The 13,680-nt window shown below is 71.2% G+C and carries 21 protein-coding genes; 19 read left to right on the top strand and 2 right to left on the bottom strand.

Annotated elements, in window-relative coordinates:
- The first annotated feature begins 13 nt into the window (after positions 1-13).
- From ACOTKD_RS36400 to ACOTKD_RS36310, 19 genes are all read left to right on the top strand, one after another.
- A complete protein-coding gene (locus ACOTKD_RS36400) occupies positions 14-430 on the top strand; it encodes a conjugal transfer protein TraB (RefSeq protein ID WP_424893285.1) in 417 nt (138 codons plus the stop codon).
- Between the two features lie 82 nt (positions 431-512).
- Entirely contained in the window at positions 513-2,618 is a 2,106-nt protein-coding gene (locus ACOTKD_RS36395) for a chromosome segregation protein ParM (RefSeq protein ID WP_424893284.1), read from the top strand.
- Positions 2,619-2,693: 75 nt separating this feature from the next.
- The gene (locus ACOTKD_RS36390; protein WP_424893283.1) at positions 2,694-2,882 is read left to right on the top strand and encodes a hypothetical protein; all 189 of its coding nucleotides are present in this window, start codon (positions 2,694-2,696) and stop codon (positions 2,880-2,882) included.
- 76 nt (positions 2,883-2,958) lie between these two features.
- A complete protein-coding gene (locus ACOTKD_RS36385; protein WP_424893282.1) occupies positions 2,959-3,468 on the top strand; it encodes a hypothetical protein in 510 nt (169 codons plus the stop codon).
- A 103-nt stretch (positions 3,469-3,571) separates the two neighbouring features.
- A complete protein-coding gene (locus tag ACOTKD_RS36380; protein WP_424893281.1) occupies positions 3,572-4,300 on the top strand; it encodes a hypothetical protein in 729 nt (242 codons plus the stop codon).
- A gap of 145 nt (positions 4,301-4,445) precedes the next feature.
- The gene (locus tag ACOTKD_RS36375) at positions 4,446-4,784 is read left to right on the top strand and encodes a hypothetical protein (protein WP_424893280.1); all 339 of its coding nucleotides are present in this window, start codon (positions 4,446-4,448) and stop codon (positions 4,782-4,784) included.
- A 68-nt stretch (positions 4,785-4,852) separates the two neighbouring features.
- Positions 4,853-5,308: a Pycsar system effector family protein gene (locus tag ACOTKD_RS36370; RefSeq protein ID WP_424893279.1), complete on the top strand. Its 456-nt coding sequence runs from the start codon at positions 4,853-4,855 to the stop codon at positions 5,306-5,308.
- Positions 5,309-5,357: 49 nt separating this feature from the next.
- Positions 5,358-6,341 (top strand): AAA family ATPase, encoded by a 984-nt coding sequence (locus tag ACOTKD_RS36365; RefSeq protein ID WP_424893278.1) that lies wholly within the window; start codon positions 5,358-5,360, stop codon positions 6,339-6,341.
- Positions 6,338-6,610: a hypothetical protein gene (locus tag ACOTKD_RS36360; RefSeq protein WP_424893277.1), complete on the top strand. Its 273-nt coding sequence runs from the start codon at positions 6,338-6,340 to the stop codon at positions 6,608-6,610. Before ACOTKD_RS36365 ends, ACOTKD_RS36360 begins: the two co-directional genes overlap by 4 nt.
- On the top strand, positions 6,607-6,798 hold the full coding sequence (locus ACOTKD_RS36355) for a hypothetical protein (protein WP_424893276.1): 192 nt from the start codon (positions 6,607-6,609) through the stop codon (positions 6,796-6,798). Before ACOTKD_RS36360 ends, ACOTKD_RS36355 begins: the two co-directional genes overlap by 4 nt.
- 13 nt (positions 6,799-6,811) lie before the next feature.
- Positions 6,812-7,117, top strand: a complete 306-nt coding sequence (locus ACOTKD_RS36350; RefSeq protein WP_424893275.1) for a hypothetical protein — start codon at positions 6,812-6,814, stop codon at positions 7,115-7,117.
- 106 nt (positions 7,118-7,223) lie between these two features.
- Positions 7,224-7,532, top strand: a complete 309-nt coding sequence (locus ACOTKD_RS36345; RefSeq protein WP_424893274.1) for a hypothetical protein — start codon at positions 7,224-7,226, stop codon at positions 7,530-7,532.
- 90 nt (positions 7,533-7,622) lie between these two features.
- Positions 7,623-8,135 carry a GGDEF domain-containing protein gene (locus tag ACOTKD_RS36340; protein ID WP_424893273.1) on the top strand — a complete coding sequence of 171 codons (513 nt, stop codon included), beginning with the start codon at positions 7,623-7,625 and terminating at the stop codon, positions 8,133-8,135.
- A gap of 147 nt (positions 8,136-8,282) precedes the next feature.
- Positions 8,283-8,486 carry a hypothetical protein gene (locus ACOTKD_RS36335; RefSeq protein WP_424893272.1) on the top strand — a complete coding sequence of 68 codons (204 nt, stop codon included), beginning with the start codon at positions 8,283-8,285 and terminating at the stop codon, positions 8,484-8,486.
- The gene (locus tag ACOTKD_RS36330; RefSeq protein WP_424893271.1) at positions 8,486-8,968 is read left to right on the top strand and encodes a hypothetical protein; all 483 of its coding nucleotides are present in this window, start codon (positions 8,486-8,488) and stop codon (positions 8,966-8,968) included. The genes ACOTKD_RS36335 and ACOTKD_RS36330 overlap by 1 nt, the downstream gene beginning before the upstream one ends.
- The gene (locus ACOTKD_RS36325) at positions 8,968-9,150 is read left to right on the top strand and encodes a hypothetical protein (RefSeq protein ID WP_424893270.1); all 183 of its coding nucleotides are present in this window, start codon (positions 8,968-8,970) and stop codon (positions 9,148-9,150) included. The genes ACOTKD_RS36330 and ACOTKD_RS36325 overlap by 1 nt, the downstream gene beginning before the upstream one ends.
- Before the next feature lie 91 nt (positions 9,151-9,241).
- The gene (locus ACOTKD_RS36320; protein ID WP_424893269.1) at positions 9,242-9,679 is read left to right on the top strand and encodes a RapZ C-terminal domain-containing protein; all 438 of its coding nucleotides are present in this window, start codon (positions 9,242-9,244) and stop codon (positions 9,677-9,679) included.
- Positions 9,676-10,362: a hypothetical protein gene (locus tag ACOTKD_RS36315; protein WP_424893268.1), complete on the top strand. Its 687-nt coding sequence runs from the start codon at positions 9,676-9,678 to the stop codon at positions 10,360-10,362. The genes ACOTKD_RS36320 and ACOTKD_RS36315 overlap by 4 nt, the downstream gene beginning before the upstream one ends.
- A complete protein-coding gene (locus ACOTKD_RS36310) occupies positions 10,359-10,886 on the top strand; it encodes a hypothetical protein (protein ID WP_424893267.1) in 528 nt (175 codons plus the stop codon). The genes ACOTKD_RS36315 and ACOTKD_RS36310 overlap by 4 nt, the downstream gene beginning before the upstream one ends.
- A 93-nt stretch (positions 10,887-10,979) precedes the next feature.
- Here the strand turns inward: ACOTKD_RS36310 and ACOTKD_RS36305 are convergent, their stop codons facing one another.
- Positions 10,980-11,888, bottom strand: coding sequence for a ParA family protein (locus tag ACOTKD_RS36305; protein ID WP_424893266.1), 909 nt, complete (start codon positions 11,886-11,888; stop codon positions 10,980-10,982).
- Positions 11,889-11,931: 43 nt separating this feature from the next.
- A complete protein-coding gene (locus tag ACOTKD_RS36300) occupies positions 11,932-13,431 on the bottom strand; it encodes a ParB/RepB/Spo0J family partition protein (protein ID WP_424893265.1) in 1,500 nt (499 codons plus the stop codon).
- Between the last annotated feature and the right edge of the window lie 249 nt (positions 13,432-13,680).

Here is a 13,680-nt window from a genome sequence, read left to right as displayed (position 1 = left end):
AGAGGTCCTGCTGATGAGCAGCACTCCCGCCCCTCGCCCCGGCACCTTTGTTGCCCCGACGGACAGCGACAACCGCTACAAGGCCGTCCAGCACAAGCTCAAGACCCTGGGCACGGCCATGGACCTGGCCGCGAACGATCTCGAGCTGCTGCTGCGCGGCATGCGCATGAACGCGCAGCGCACGGAGGGCCTGGCGGTAGACATCGCCAACGCCGAACTGGACCGCAAGTTCATCGAGATGACCCACCAGGTGGCCGTCGCCCTGGGCGGCGCCGCCGGAGAGGTCCACAAGCTCCACGAGACCGCCCAAGACGTCTCCGGCCTCGCCCACGATGCGCAGCGTACGCACGCGCGGCTGTACGAGGCGCTGGACGACATCCGCTCCAGCCGCCCCGAGCGCACCCCCAAGCCGGGCTTCTTCGCCCACTGACCCACCCCCGGCCCCAGCGCGGGGCGGCCCCGCCAGCACGGCGCGGGCCGCCCAGCGCGCTTCTTACCGAAGGAGACACGCCGTGTCCGTGCCGCGCAGCGTCGCACTGGAGCGCACCCTGTACACCCTGGCCGCCCCGGTCCTCGCCGCGGCCCCGAACCTTGTGCCCGACAGCCCCGCCAACACCGTCGTGCAGCTGGCGGGCGCCGCCGGCATCAGCGGCTGGATCCTGGCTGCCAAGAGCGACAAGCCCGGCACGGGGCGCAAGATCCTGCGCTGGTCGCCGCTCGTGTTCGCTGCCGCCGTCGACGTCGCCGCCAGGCACACGCCCGGCTGGGGCCCCTACTGCCTGGACGCCCTGCTCGCCGCAGGATGGGCCGCGGCCGGCCTGCTGCTGATGCCGTTCTCCCGGCACACCCGCCGCCACCACCGGCCCGCCCTCGCCGCCCCGGCTCCCCCGCCGCAGCTGCAGCCCGTTCCCGAGCCGTCCCCGGCGCAGCCGGACGACGGAGCCGACCCGTTCACCCGCCAGGTCCGCCGGCTGTGGGAGAACCGCGGCATGCCCGGCCGCACCGTCGTCGTGACGGCCACCCCGCACCCCGGCGTGCCGAACGACCTGTCGCTGCTGCTGCGCGCCTGCGAAGCCGGACGGCCCATCACCGGGCTCAAGGAGGAGGACATCGCCGCCGCGTTCGGCGTGGACGCCGCCGACGTGACCATCAAGGAGGTCGTCCGGCAGTACGGACGCGAGGGCGGGCCCGCCTGGAAAGAAGTCCACGTCACCCCCGATGCGGCGGAGCGGCGCCGCAAGGCCCCCACCGCCCACGAGTGGTGGGCCGACCGGATCGGCAGCGGGCCCGTGCCCGAGTCGCAGTTCGTCAAGGAGGTCCGCGACAACGAGCGCAAGGTCACCCACTACATCGCCCAGGTCCCCGACGAACTGGGCGAGCCGCGCATCAACCTGCACGCGCTCGCGGCCGCGCTGAAGACCAAGTACGACGAAGGCCGGCTGTTCGTCACCGTCGACGGCAGCCAGGTCCTGGTCTCCCTGTGGGACAGCTCGCCGCTCGCTCAGGTCTTCCCCGCAACGAGGGAGCTGCTCACCCCGGATGCGGACGGGCGCTGGGTGACCGGCTACCTCGGCAACGGCCAGCCCGCCCGCAACCGCGTCTACACCGACCGGGGCGCCGCCCACGGCCTGTTCGTCGCCCCCTCCGGCGGCGGCAAGACCCAGCTGATGGCCCTGCACGTCGCAGCCGACGCGTTGTGGGGGGCCGTGGTCATGCTGGCCACGGAGGCACCGGACGAGAAGACGGCCGCCCTGGGCAAGCACACCGCCCGCTACGGCGTCGGCGCCCTCTACATGCTCCGGCTCCTGCGGGCCCTGGATGCGCTGATGGAGATCCGCGGCCAGATGCCGTGGGAGGACGGACAGGTCCACGAATGGGATCCCAGCCTGCCGGGCTGCCCCTACCGGATGCTGTCCGCCTACCTGGACGAGTTCCTCTCCGCCGCCCGCGACGGCCTCTACGGCGCGGAGATCATGGACCTCGCGGAACGGGTATCGGTCAAGGGCCGCAAGTACGGCATCGGCCTCAAGGTCGCTGGCCAGTCCATCTACGTGCAGGACGGGTTCACCCAGCTGCTGTGCGAGAACCTCCGCGAGAACTGCATCCCGGTCGTGCTGAAGGTCGCGCCGAAGAAGGTCACCGACATGTTCAAGGCCCTCGGCATCCCGCCCGAGTACATCCCCGACCCGCTCCCCCGCTCCTTCTCCCCCGCCGAGGCAGGCCGGATCGAGCGGGTCATGCGCGGCGAGCCCGAGCCACCCGCCAACTCCAACACCGGCGGCGCGGGATGGATCGTCGAAGCCAAGCAGCCCGACGTCCTGCGCACCCTGTTCATGGACTTCAAGGCCGGCATCGACGGCTACTTCCCCGACACCATCGCCACCCTGACCGATCACGAGATCCGAGAGCTCGAAGCGCGGGACCTCTGGTTCGACTGGACCGAGCCGCCCCGGCCCGGCGAGTTCGGACCCGAGCCCAGCGACGACGAGGACGGCGACGGCGCACCCCGCAAGGGCGGCGGCAAGCGCCGCGACGGCACCCAGTCCGCCGCCCGCCGCGACGCGGTCACCTCACCCCGGCAGGCGCTGGAAGCCATCAAGAACCTCTCCGGCGTCTGACCCGCCCCCGCCATCACCCGCAGGGCCCGGCCACGCTGGCCGGGCCCTGCCCGCACCTGTAGGGAAACCCCGCTCGTGGCCGTATCTGTCTCCGCCGTCTTCCTGCTCGGCATCGTCGTCTTCGTCCTGATCCGAAGCGGCTCCGTACGCATCTGGCCCGCCCTGGCCTGCGCCGGGTTCGGCTTCCTCCTCGCCTCCACCGGCGTCGCCCCCACCATCAGGGACGCCATCAGCACGGTCGCCGGGTGGATCGCCAGCATCTGACGACCCCCCTCCCCCAGCGCCCTCCCGGCCACGACGGCCAGGAGGGCGCCTTCGTCTGCGAAAGGAACCCCGGCCGATGACCCCGTACGACACGGCCCGCCTCCACGGCACCCAGCCCGACCTCTACGAGACCTACCATCAGCCCGCACTGCCTGCTGTCCCCGTGTCTGCCGCGGTCGAGCCGTACAGCGAGCGCGGACCGATGGTGTGGGTGCCCGGACCCGACGGCAACTTCGTCGGCGTCCCGCGCGACATGCTCCCGGCCGGCTACCTGCACTCCACCGTCATGCCCGCCCCGCCCCAGCGGGACCTGACCCCGCAGCCGCTCATCGACCCCCGCGCCCAGATCGTCCTGGCCGGCGGTGTCGCCGCCGGGGCAGCCGGAGCCGGCATCGGCTGGGGCATCGGGCAGGCCGCCGCCGGCATCGCCGCCGTCAGCGGCAGCAGCGCCCTGGTCGTCATCCTCGCCCTGCTGCTCCTCGCCAAGGCCGCCAGCCGCCGTGGCAGCGCCACGACGTATGTGCACAACGAGACCACCGTGATCAACACCAACCGGTGGTTCGGCAAGTCCTCCACCCACTGCTGACCCGGGCCACCCGGCTCGCACTCGCACCCGCCCGCACGGGCGGGGAGCCGAGTACGGGCCAGGCCGCCCGCCCGTCCACCAGCGATCGAAGGAGAAGCCGGCCATGACCGACAACCGCCACAACCCGAAGCCCCAAACCGTCAAACTGCCACGGCGCACCACCGTGGCCACGTGGTGGACCACCGCCTGGAGCGAGGGCGGCGTCCTCTACCGGCGGTGGGAAGAAATCCTGCTCGCCCGCCGTGCCGGATGGCACGAGATGGCCAACTGGATCAAAGCGGTGCTCGGCCTCGCCGGGGTCTGCGCTGTCCTGGTCCTCCTGGACGCCGCGGCCGACGTCATCGACAACGCGGTCACCCGCCTGCTGACCGCCGCCCCGGCCGTCCAAGTCGGCACCGACACCTCCTCCGGCGTGTGGGGCGTGATCGACAACCCGGTCCGCTCCTACATCGCGCAACGGTCGACCGGTCTCGCCATCAGCGGCTCCACCCTCTACACCGCCTGGGAGATCGCCGGACTCCTCGGCCTCATCGGCGGCTTCTTCCGCAGCACCGGCGCCCGCATCACCTGGATCACCTGGGGCGCAGCCAGCATCGCCATGGTCTGGTCCGCCTCCCCCGCCGCCAACCGCACCGTCGCCACGGGCATCGCCGCCCTCGCCTGGACCCTCGCCTCCGTGCTCGCCCTGCGCGGCCTGAGCCTGCGCCCGGTCGTCGTCAACCACATCTACAACGCCGGCCACGAGATCCGGCCCGAGATCCACATCCCGGCCCCGGCCGACCCACCCGCCGACGACACCCTCGACAACGTCCGCCCACTGCAGAAGCGCTGATCCCGGTCGCTCCGCCTGGCCCTCGCCCACCCACTTCGGTGCGCGAGGACCGGACAGGCCGACCAGCCGCCCAGCCCGCGCCCGCTGACCAACACCGTCATCGGGTGCGCTGCTTGCTGCCCACCAACATCTGGAGGAACCGCTCGTGCTTCTTATCCGCCTGCGCCGCCGGATCGGCCGGCCCTGTCCGGTCCGCCCGACGGTACGCACTCGAACTGCCGCGCTGATCGCGGTCGTACCCGCCGCCGCGGCCCTGCCGTTCGCCGTCCTCAAGGCAGGCCACTGGCAGCTGTCCGCGGACCGGCACCGCCTCGAGTTCACCGCGCGGCCCCGCCAGGGCTGCCCGCGCTGCCACGGAGACGGCGGCTGGTGGGTCGGCGGCGCCAACCCGGAGATGGAGGCGTGCCCGTGCTGGTCCGACCGGCCCGAGCTCCGCATCCGGCTCCTGCCCCTCAGCCCGTGCCCCGACGAACCGCCTTTTTAAGACGCCGTACCCGGGCGCCCGAGCCTGCGGCCGCCCGGCTTCGTCTACGACAAGGAGAAACCCGGCCCATGACCACCACGGCCCCCGACACCGACAAGAACCTGGACGCCGCCTGCGCTGCGGTTGTCCAGGAGATCTCGCGCACGGACAGCAAGAGCTCCTTATTGCTGGCCTTCAACGGCGCGGTCCTCGCTGGACTCGCTTCCGTCAGCGACAAGGACCTGCCGCCAGCAACCAAGGTCTTCGGCGCACTGGCCATCATCACCCTGGGCGCCTCCGCTGCCCTGCTGCTCCTGGTCGTCCGCCCCCGGCTGCGCGGCAACGACCAGACGTCCTTCCCGTACTGGGCCAGCCTGGACGAACACGAGATCCGCGCCTGCATGGAAGACGACACCCGTGCCGCGCGCATCCGGTCCCTCTCGATCCTCGCCATGCAGAAGTTCACCCAGCTGCGCCGAGCCGTCGACCTCAGTCTCGCCGCCCTGACCCTGCTCGCGCTGGCCGCCGCCGGCCTCGCGCGGTGACCACGACGACCGCTTGTCCCTCGCACCCTCGACCCGAAGGAGAACGCGTATGACCAGGCTGCTGTATCCGGACCTGCCGAAGCACGCCCTGTGGGTGCTGATCGGCGCCTCCGGGGCTGGGAAGAGCACCCTGGCCAGCACCTGGCCCGCCACCCAGGTCCTCTCACTCGACGCCCTGCGCGGCACGGTCAGCGACGACCCCGGCAGCCAGCAGGCGACCGCCGACGCTGTCGACGTCCTGCACCTGATCCTGGCCCGGCGGATGGCCAGGAAGTGCACCACGATCGTGGACGCGACGAACGTCGAGCGATCGGCCAGGGCACCCCTGGTCGCGGCCGCCCAGCAGCACGGCATGCCCGCCATCGCGGTCATCGTCGCGACGCCGGCCTCCGTGTGCGTGGAGCGGCAGAGCCCGCGCCCGACCAACCGGCGCGTGCCCGACACCACGGTCCTCGCACAGCACAAGGCGATGGTCCATTCCCACCCGCGCCTTGCTGGTGAGGGCTTCAACCATGTGGTGTTCGCCGACAGCCTCTACCGCCTGGAGCCGCACCTGCAGCGCCTGAGCCAGGCACGGAACGCCGAGCTCGGACTGGACGGCAGGGAGGGCCTGGGCAACCTGCTGATGGCGCGCCGCTTCTTCGGCCCGGAGATCCTCCCGCTGTGGCGCTGGAAACCGGGCTCCACCGTGGCCGGCGGGGACCGCGTCGCGGAGATCCGCCTCGGGCAGCAATACCTCACCCTCGCCCTCCGCGAGAACACCGACGGCGAGGGCGACGTCGGCTTCGACGTCATGGTCCCCTGCCCGGTCGACCCGGAATGCCGCGGCTACGCCTGGGCGCCGGCCTACAGCATCAGCTGCCTCCACCGCGCACTCACCGGTGAGCTGGACAACAACGAGGACATCGTCTGCACCCTCCACGGCAGATTCCCGCACAACACCGACCCGGAAGCCGACGACCACGCCCAGGCCGTCGACCTCGAGGGCCGCGCCGACCTCGAAGCGCAGGCGATGGAAGCGGCCCGCGGATGACCACCGAGCCCACCGACATCGCTTCCGGCTGGGACCAGGCCACCTACCGGTGCGGCCGGTGCGGTGCCGAGAACACCGTCACCACGGAAGCGGCCTACCTCCAGGCCGTCGGCGTGCACACCGACGCGCACGCCGTATGGGACGGCCTGACCCCCACCGAGCGGGACGGCCTCGCCTCGGTACTCCGCACGGTCCTGTCCGCACCGGACCTCGGCATCGAATTCCTCGCCCTCGCCCAAAGACTGGCCCGCACAGGAGGCAACGCGTGAGTACTCCTGCCCACCCGCACCCGCTCACCCCGGCCGACCTGCCAGCCGGGGACCAGTGGTGGCACAGCTGCCCGGACTGCCACCTGCCGATCCAGGGCGGAAGCACCGGTCTCGCCGCTCATCGCCGTACCGCCCATCACCACCGCGACGACCCCCGCCCCCCGATCACCATCCAGCTCGACTTCTGACAAGGAGATCCTCATGGCCGTCCAGACCAGGACCGACACCTTCGCCGCGCTCCGCGACTGCTTCGCCACCGACCTCGCCGCCCTCATCGGCGACCAGTCGCAGCGCGGTGCCACCCCGAACGACTTCATCGACCTGGTCGAAGAAGTCCGCGACGTCCTCGGTTCGTCCAGCCTGGGCCACTGGCAGGACGCCAGCGAGGAACTGGACTCCGCCGTCAGCTACCTCACCGACGCACTGACCAGCCCGGACGGCGACCAGCGCTCGCTTCTGGCCTGGGCGCGCACCCACCTGCGCGACGGCATCGCGACGGCCAGCTGATTTGCCCGAGATGAGCGCACTCTGTGCCGCCCCGGACGCGCACTGCCGGGCCGGGGCGGTCGCAGTGGCCCCTCAACCACCGGCAGCACGAGAGGAGATGGACGTCATGCCCTTGCCCTACTTCGAGGTCGACGTCCCGATACACCGCACCGATCAACCCGGCCTGAGAGGCGTGCACGTCTTCACCGGCCGCGCCGACAGCCGCAGCGCGGCCGTACGGATCGCACACGAGGTCTACGACGCGGCACGCGCAGCCCAGGACGCCGGACTCGAGATCCCCCACGGACGGCCGGACGGCTGGTGCGCCTGCGGCTACCGGCCCGGCTGGGAACCCGACTGGCCCGCCGCGACGGCCGGCCGCTGGAACAACCCGTACAGCTGGACCCGCGCCGACGACGGCGACGTCGAGCTGTAGCTCTGCCCCGGGACAGGCGCCAAGGCGTGGAAACCAACCGCCTGTCCCGGGCCCACCCAACCCGTACGAGACGAGAGGGAGACCCTCAGTATGGACTCCGTCCCACTCAATCGGGGCAGGATCGGCTCGCACGCACTCCTGCTGGCCACCGCCGTCGTTCCGTTGGCCAGTTGGGCGGTGCACGCCATCGCGCTGCACAAGCAACTCGCTGCCACGCGGAAGGACCCGCTGACCGGCCTGCTACGCCGCGACGCCTACACCGCCCGCGCCTGCCGGATCCTCGCCTGCCACGGCGACACCACGGCCGTGGTCATCGTCGACGTCGACCACTTCAAGCGGATCAACGACACGGCCGGGCACCCGGCCGGGGACGCCGTACTCGCTGCGTTCGGCGCCCGGCTCACAGCCTGGGCGGGCCCGCTCGCCGCCGTCGGCCGTCTCGGAGGCGATGAGTTCGCCGTGGTCCTGAACCTGCCCGCCGTCGCCCCGCACCCGCACCGCCCGAGCCGCCCGCCGTGCCGGTCCCACTCCTGGACTGGCACGAGGGCAGGCACTTCGCCTGGCCCGAGCGGTGCGTGCTGTGCCGGAAGACCACTCCGCTGAGGTCCCACGCCGGAGAGGCCGTGCACAAGACGTGCGCGGAGCTCTGGAACGCGTGAAATCCCGGCGAGACCCGGTTCGTCTCCGACCCGCCCAAGAGCGGCAAGAGCAAGGACCACGCCTGAACTTCCCCTCCAGACGGAGGCCCCCATGAGCAGCACCGAACGCGACGTCGACCACGCCCTCGCCTACCCCGAGCCGCCCGCCTCCCCGCTGTGGCACCGCCACGGCGCGCAGGCCCGCCCGATCACCCCCGAACAGCAGCGGCGCAACCGCGAGCTGCTGGACATCGCCCAGCGCACCACCCGACCCCGCTCCCCTCGCCCCGCCGAGACCCTGGCGGAGGCCAGCTGATGGACACCAAGCACTGCGCCGTCGACGGCTGGGTCGACGCGATCCCCGTCCCCGGCCCGCACGGCACCGCCTCCTTCGACCTGGTCGTCCGGCCCGCCGACATCGACGCGCTCGCCGACGACGCCCCCGACACGGTCGTCACCTGCACCAGCGACAACCCCCAGATCACCCACGAGCTGCTGAAAGGCATACAGCCCGGCGACCTGCTCCGCGCGACCGGCACCCTGGTCCAGCCGCCGGCGCCCGGCGAGCCCGCCCGGCTCACCGTCGACGCCCTGGAGGTCCTGGACACCGCGCCGGTCCCGGTCCTGCGGGAGATGGTGCTCGACAGGTACGGCGACTACGTCGTCATCTTTGACGCCGACACCGACGCAGTGCCCGTCTTCACCGCGCACGGGGCGTGGGTCGGCCGGGCGGACAACCCCGACGCCATCGCCACCCTCATCGACATCCACGAGCGCGTGAACGGCGGCGACGCCTGATGACCGCCACCACCGCGCAGGCCCGGACCGTCCTGGAACGGTTCCCCGCCGGAGGCCCCCGCGGCTCCTGGCCGGCCGAAGAGTACGCCGCCGCCCAGCGCGCCCAGGGCACCAACGCACAGGTCGTGATGGACCTACCCAGCGACCAGTTCCTCGTGGTCACCGACACCACCACCCAGTAGCACCACCCCAGAGCGCCGCGCCTCGCCCTTCCCGGCCGGGCGCGGCGCTCCGTGTGTTCCCGCCCCTCACCACCGAGCAGGAGGCTCTCCCTTGCGCCCGATCTGTCTGACCTCGTTCGGCTACCTGCACCTGCCCACCGGCCCGGACGGCTCCCCCGTGCCGCCCGCCGCCGACCGGATCGAAGACGTCCGTGACCGGCTCCGCGACCCGGCCGCCGCCCGCGACATCCTCGACCTCGACGGCCTCAACCCCCGCGTCCAGGACGTCGTCCTGAAGACCCCCGGCGCCCGCGAGCTGCTCGCCAACCTCGCCGACTACGCCGACTTGCCCGCCGGCCCCAGCCGCATCGCCATCGGTTGTGCGGGAGGTAGGCACAGGGCCAGCGGTCTTACCGAACTCCTTGCCCGAGCACTCCGGGACCGCGGCCGCGAGGTCGTAGTCGAGCACCTGCACGTCCACCTGCCGCGCGTCCTCGAGACGCCCGCCGGCCCTCGCACCGCCAACACCGAGCAGGAGACCGCCCGATGATCCGTCGCTTCCGCCGCTGCGGCCACGGCCCCGAAGCCCTCTCCCCCGAGGACCAGGCCGACATCGACCAGTTCCGCGCGATGCTCACCGCCCTGCGCAACCCGCAGCCCTGGACTCCCGGCGGCGCCCAGGACATCGCCGTGCGCGTTGGGCCGTTCATCGAGCGCGCGCACACCCGGCCCGGCGACGACCACGGCCCCGACATGATCGCTGTCGCCCTGGTCCACCCCGGCACCCCGCACGCCGGCGCCTACCTTCACAGCCGCCAGCTCGGCTACACCGAACGCGGCTGGCTGCGCTGCAAGACGAGCGCGATCCTCGGCTTCTGGCAGCCCGGCTACGTGATGCTCACCCACGCCGCCGCCGGACTACCCCTGCCTGACGACATCGGCATGGAACCCGCGCACTACGCCCTCTACATCGAGGCCCGCAAGCGCGACGACAGCCGCGACGGCTTCACCCTGCTGCGCCTCGGCCCGTACACCCAGACCCGCCATGCCGAGCAGGACTACGACCGGCTCACCGCCGCGCTGGACGGGCAGGAGACCACCCTCATGCCCGGCTACCGCATCGACGCTCGGTACTCGCCGCTCGACGTCAGCGACCACCAGCTGTTCGCCGACCCGTACGAGGTTGACGCCGTGGCACTCCTGGACGCCGCCGTCGCGGGGGTGAGCGCATGACCGCCACCCTGTACGAGATCGAGACCAGCGAGGGCGACGACGGCACCATGCACCCCGTCGAACAGCTCTGGAACCCCTGCGCCGACGACGCGGCTGACAGCGGCTTCCTCGCCCATCGCGGTCTGTACGTCACAGGGATCGACGACGCCACCGATGATCACCTCTATCCGGTCGGCTTCATCGTCCTCGGACACCAGGAGTGGGCCGACATCATCGAGGCCGCCGCCGCATACATGGCCCGCGTCCACGGCTGGCGCAACCTCCACCTCTACCCCGGCGATGACCCCTCGGAGCTCATTCCCCGCATCCCGCGCGCCGTCCACACCCACGGCGTCTTCTTACGGCACCCGCACCCGGACCACGGCTGCGGGTGCGAGTGGGATGACACCTGGCGCATGGTCTGGGCGCCGGCCACCGAACCCGGCGCCGTGCCGATCACCGCCCTGCGGCACCCCGCCGCTCTGGCGACCGCCGCCAGCATCCCCAACCCCGATGAAGGCGCGCCCGCGACCTGGGCGACCTGACAGCCGAAGGCCCGGTTCCCCCGCAGGTGATCGCGGGGGAACCGGGCCTTCTTGCGTTTCAGGGGCCGCTCAGGCCACTTTCACGCGTGAAAGTCAGCGCTGAGGGAAGCCCAGCGCCGTCGCCACCTTCGCGTAGTCCTGCGACGGCCGGGAGTTCGGCGACAGGATCGGCACCGCGCACTCGTTGCGGTAGATCTTCGTGGCGACACCCGACCAATGCACCGGCGGAAGCAGTATGTCGCCGTACTCCTCCTTGAGCTCGTTGAACGTCTCCCAGTGCTCCTCGGTGCCGAAGGAAGCAGTGGGGGCGGCACAGGCCATCACGTACTTCATCTGAGGCCGGATGCCGCGCCGCTGGTACATGCGGCGCTCACTGATCTCCTTGAGCTTCTTCTCCAGCCGGACCAGCGCATCGGCCTCCTTGTAGGTGCACAACACCGGCGGGATCACCGCGCCCTCGGTCTCTTCGTCCAGGAGCACGAGCGCCGTGACCGTCAGACGGCCGTAGGTGGCCGGCGGGTCGATGAGGACCACGTCGACCTCGAACTCCTCCGCCAGGTCGTCCAGGCCGTCCTTGAGCCAGAAGACGTTCCCATCCTCAGCATTGAGGATCCGCTCCGCGTCGTCGATGTCCGGGTGGTCAAGGTCGCCGGGAGCGATCCAGACGTTCGGGATCTCCGTGAAGCAGTCGTCGCCGTCGCCGTCCGGGTCGATGCGGTACCGGGCCTGGACGATGATGTCCTTGAGCTGCGCCTTGTCCGCCATCACGTCGGTGAGGCTCTTCTGCCCCGGCTTGAACACGCGGCGGCCCAGCACCCGGGTGGCGTTGCACTGCGGGTCCAGGTCAATGACGAGGACGCGGTAGCCGCGCAGGCCCAGCTGCACGGCGAGTGCCGTGGTCGTGGAGGTCTTGGCCGTACCGCCGGCCTTGAGAGCGAAGATGAACACCTTGTAGGCGCGCGCGACGTTTTGCGCCCTGGTCTTCGCGAGTGTGCTGGTCATCTGGTCTCCGTGGAGGCTGAGCCGTCCTGTCGTGGGCGCGCGGTCACTGTTTCACGCGTGAAAGTCGCTCAACCTGCTGCTGTTCCCACTCGCTGAGCTGGTACGAGGCGCGGCTGGCGGCGAGAAACTGAACGTGCGCGACATCGCGAGCGTCCCACTCCCGGTCCAGCTGAGCGGCGCGCACTTCGTCAGCGGCCAGACCGATCGCGAAGGCGGCGCGGAGCATCAGGCCGGGCTCCTCGGACGCGGCGACGGCAGCGAAGTATTCGGTGGGTCGCTTCTTGCTGGACGGCCCCTTCTTGAGCTCCACCAGCCACCCATGGGCCTTGGCCGCGGCCTGCTTCCACTCGTTCGGGTTGAGCACCACGGTGACGAGCCGGGCGCTCGACTCCGCTCCCTTCGCGTACCGGTCCTCAGCGAGCAGCAGTCGGCATGCCAGGTCCCGCAGATCCGCAGCGGCCTTCCGGAGGGCCTTGGGGTCGACGGCCGTGGGCTCCGGGGCTGCGGGCCTCGAAGTCTCCGTGTTCTCAAGCACTGCGACGGCAGCCGGCGCAGCGGCCTTCTCGCCCTGCGGAGCCTCGCCGCTCCCGCCGGAGGTCGTCACTGGCTTCGCGGGCTCACCAGCAGCGCCCTGGACCTCCCCGGCCTCGGCGTTGCTCTCCTCGCGTGGCTCCGGAAGGGGGACAGGCGCAGCGGGCGACTTTCCCGCGTGAAACTGCTTCTGCCCCTCCAGAGCCAGCCTGTTCTTCGCCGCTTCCACGGACAGCTTCTCGTCTTGCATCAGCCGCCAGCCGCGAAGCTGCAGGGCGTGGGCCTCTTCCGACTCCTTCGAGCCGGCGGCGTCCTTGAGGAGGGAGAGCGAGTAGCCGGCGCGCATCGACAGGTCGCCGACGTGGATCGCCTGCTGGACCTCCTGGGGGAGCTTGAGCAGCGCGAGGTACTTCGACACTGTCCCGCCGGTGTACCCGGCGCGCTCCACGACTTCGTCGAAGCTGAGGGTCCGGTCCTCGTCTTCGTGAACGCGCTGCCTCAGCAGGTCGATCGCCAGGGCCTGCTCGATCGGGGACAGACCGTCGCGGCTGTTGTTCTCGGAGACCAGCTCTTCCTCTACGCGGCGGTCCCGGGCGAGGTCATCGCGGAGAACCGCAGGCATGACGCGCCCGGTCGCGAGTGCGGCGGCGTGCCGCCGATGGCCGGGACCGAGGATGAACTGCCGCTCGGGGTGCTTCACCCTGGACGCCCACTGCGGGTAGCACTCCAGGAAGACCTTGGTGTGCATCACGATGCCCGGCGTGTGGACGCCGCGCTCCCGCACATCCGCGATCATCGCGTCCATGTCGCGCAGCTCAAGCCGCATGTTCATCGGGTTGGGCGAGATGGTCTCCGGATCCAGCTCCAGCAGCTCACCGTCCTCAGGCGGCAGCGCGTGGATGTCTCCGCTGCCACCGGTCAGACCAGCCTTCTCGCGGTCGGCCCTTAGCGTGCTGCTACTGCCGCCTTCGCCTTTCTTCTTGCGCTTCGGCCGAGGCAGCGGCGTCGTCATTCGTATCCTCCGAGATGGTGCAACCTGTTCGACGGAACCCTAGCGTCCGGGCGCCCGGGGCTCAGTCAGACCCCTCTGGTTTCACGCGTGAAAGTAGCAGCGACCGTTCATTTCGTCGCCAGATGGGGGGCTGCGGCCGGGCGCCGTGCCTCTCCCTTTCCCGGGTGCCCACTGCAGACGTGAATTGCCGAGGCTGGGGCGGTGGTTCTCCGAGAGGTCGGAGAGCCGGTTGTGCCGGGGTGGACTCCG

This window comes from Streptomyces sp. XH2, from assembly GCF_049725035.1.
In the GTDB taxonomy this organism is placed as follows: domain Bacteria; phylum Actinomycetota; class Actinomycetes; order Streptomycetales; family Streptomycetaceae; genus Streptomyces; species Streptomyces roseoverticillatus.
The sequence above is the reverse complement of the archived record's forward strand: the minus strand, read 5'-3'. Positions and strand labels throughout refer to the sequence as shown.

Excerpts from the sequence above, each read along its gene's own strand:
- ACOTKD_RS36400 (WP_424893285.1), top strand. The coding sequence starts at position 14 with ATGAGCAGCACTCCCGCCCCTCGCCCCGGCACCTTTGTTGCCCCGACG.
- ACOTKD_RS36385 (WP_424893282.1), top strand. The coding sequence starts at position 2,959 with ATGACCCCGTACGACACGGCCCGCCTCCACGGCACCCAGCCCGACCTC.
- ACOTKD_RS36380 (WP_424893281.1), top strand. The coding sequence starts at position 3,572 with ATGACCGACAACCGCCACAACCCGAAGCCCCAAACCGTCAAACTGCCA.
- ACOTKD_RS36370 (WP_424893279.1), top strand. The coding sequence starts at position 4,853 with ATGACCACCACGGCCCCCGACACCGACAAGAACCTGGACGCCGCCTGC.
- ACOTKD_RS36365 (WP_424893278.1), top strand. The coding sequence starts at position 5,358 with ATGACCAGGCTGCTGTATCCGGACCTGCCGAAGCACGCCCTGTGGGTG.
- ACOTKD_RS36360 (WP_424893277.1), top strand. The coding sequence starts at position 6,338 with ATGACCACCGAGCCCACCGACATCGCTTCCGGCTGGGACCAGGCCACC.
- ACOTKD_RS36350 (WP_424893275.1), top strand. The coding sequence starts at position 6,812 with ATGGCCGTCCAGACCAGGACCGACACCTTCGCCGCGCTCCGCGACTGC.
- ACOTKD_RS36345 (WP_424893274.1), top strand. The coding sequence starts at position 7,224 with ATGCCCTTGCCCTACTTCGAGGTCGACGTCCCGATACACCGCACCGAT.
- ACOTKD_RS36340 (WP_424893273.1), top strand. The coding sequence starts at position 7,623 with ATGGACTCCGTCCCACTCAATCGGGGCAGGATCGGCTCGCACGCACTC.
- ACOTKD_RS36335 (WP_424893272.1), top strand. The coding sequence starts at position 8,283 with ATGAGCAGCACCGAACGCGACGTCGACCACGCCCTCGCCTACCCCGAG.
- ACOTKD_RS36330 (WP_424893271.1), top strand. The coding sequence starts at position 8,486 with ATGGACACCAAGCACTGCGCCGTCGACGGCTGGGTCGACGCGATCCCC.
- ACOTKD_RS36325 (WP_424893270.1), top strand. The coding sequence starts at position 8,968 with ATGACCGCCACCACCGCGCAGGCCCGGACCGTCCTGGAACGGTTCCCC.
- ACOTKD_RS36315 (WP_424893268.1), top strand. The coding sequence starts at position 9,676 with ATGATCCGTCGCTTCCGCCGCTGCGGCCACGGCCCCGAAGCCCTCTCC.
- ACOTKD_RS36310 (WP_424893267.1), top strand. The coding sequence starts at position 10,359 with ATGACCGCCACCCTGTACGAGATCGAGACCAGCGAGGGCGACGACGGC.
- ACOTKD_RS36305 (WP_424893266.1), bottom strand. The coding sequence starts at position 11,888 with ATGACCAGCACACTCGCGAAGACCAGGGCGCAAAACGTCGCGCGCGCC.
- ACOTKD_RS36300 (WP_424893265.1), bottom strand. The coding sequence starts at position 13,431 with ATGACGACGCCGCTGCCTCGGCCGAAGCGCAAGAAGAAAGGCGAAGGC.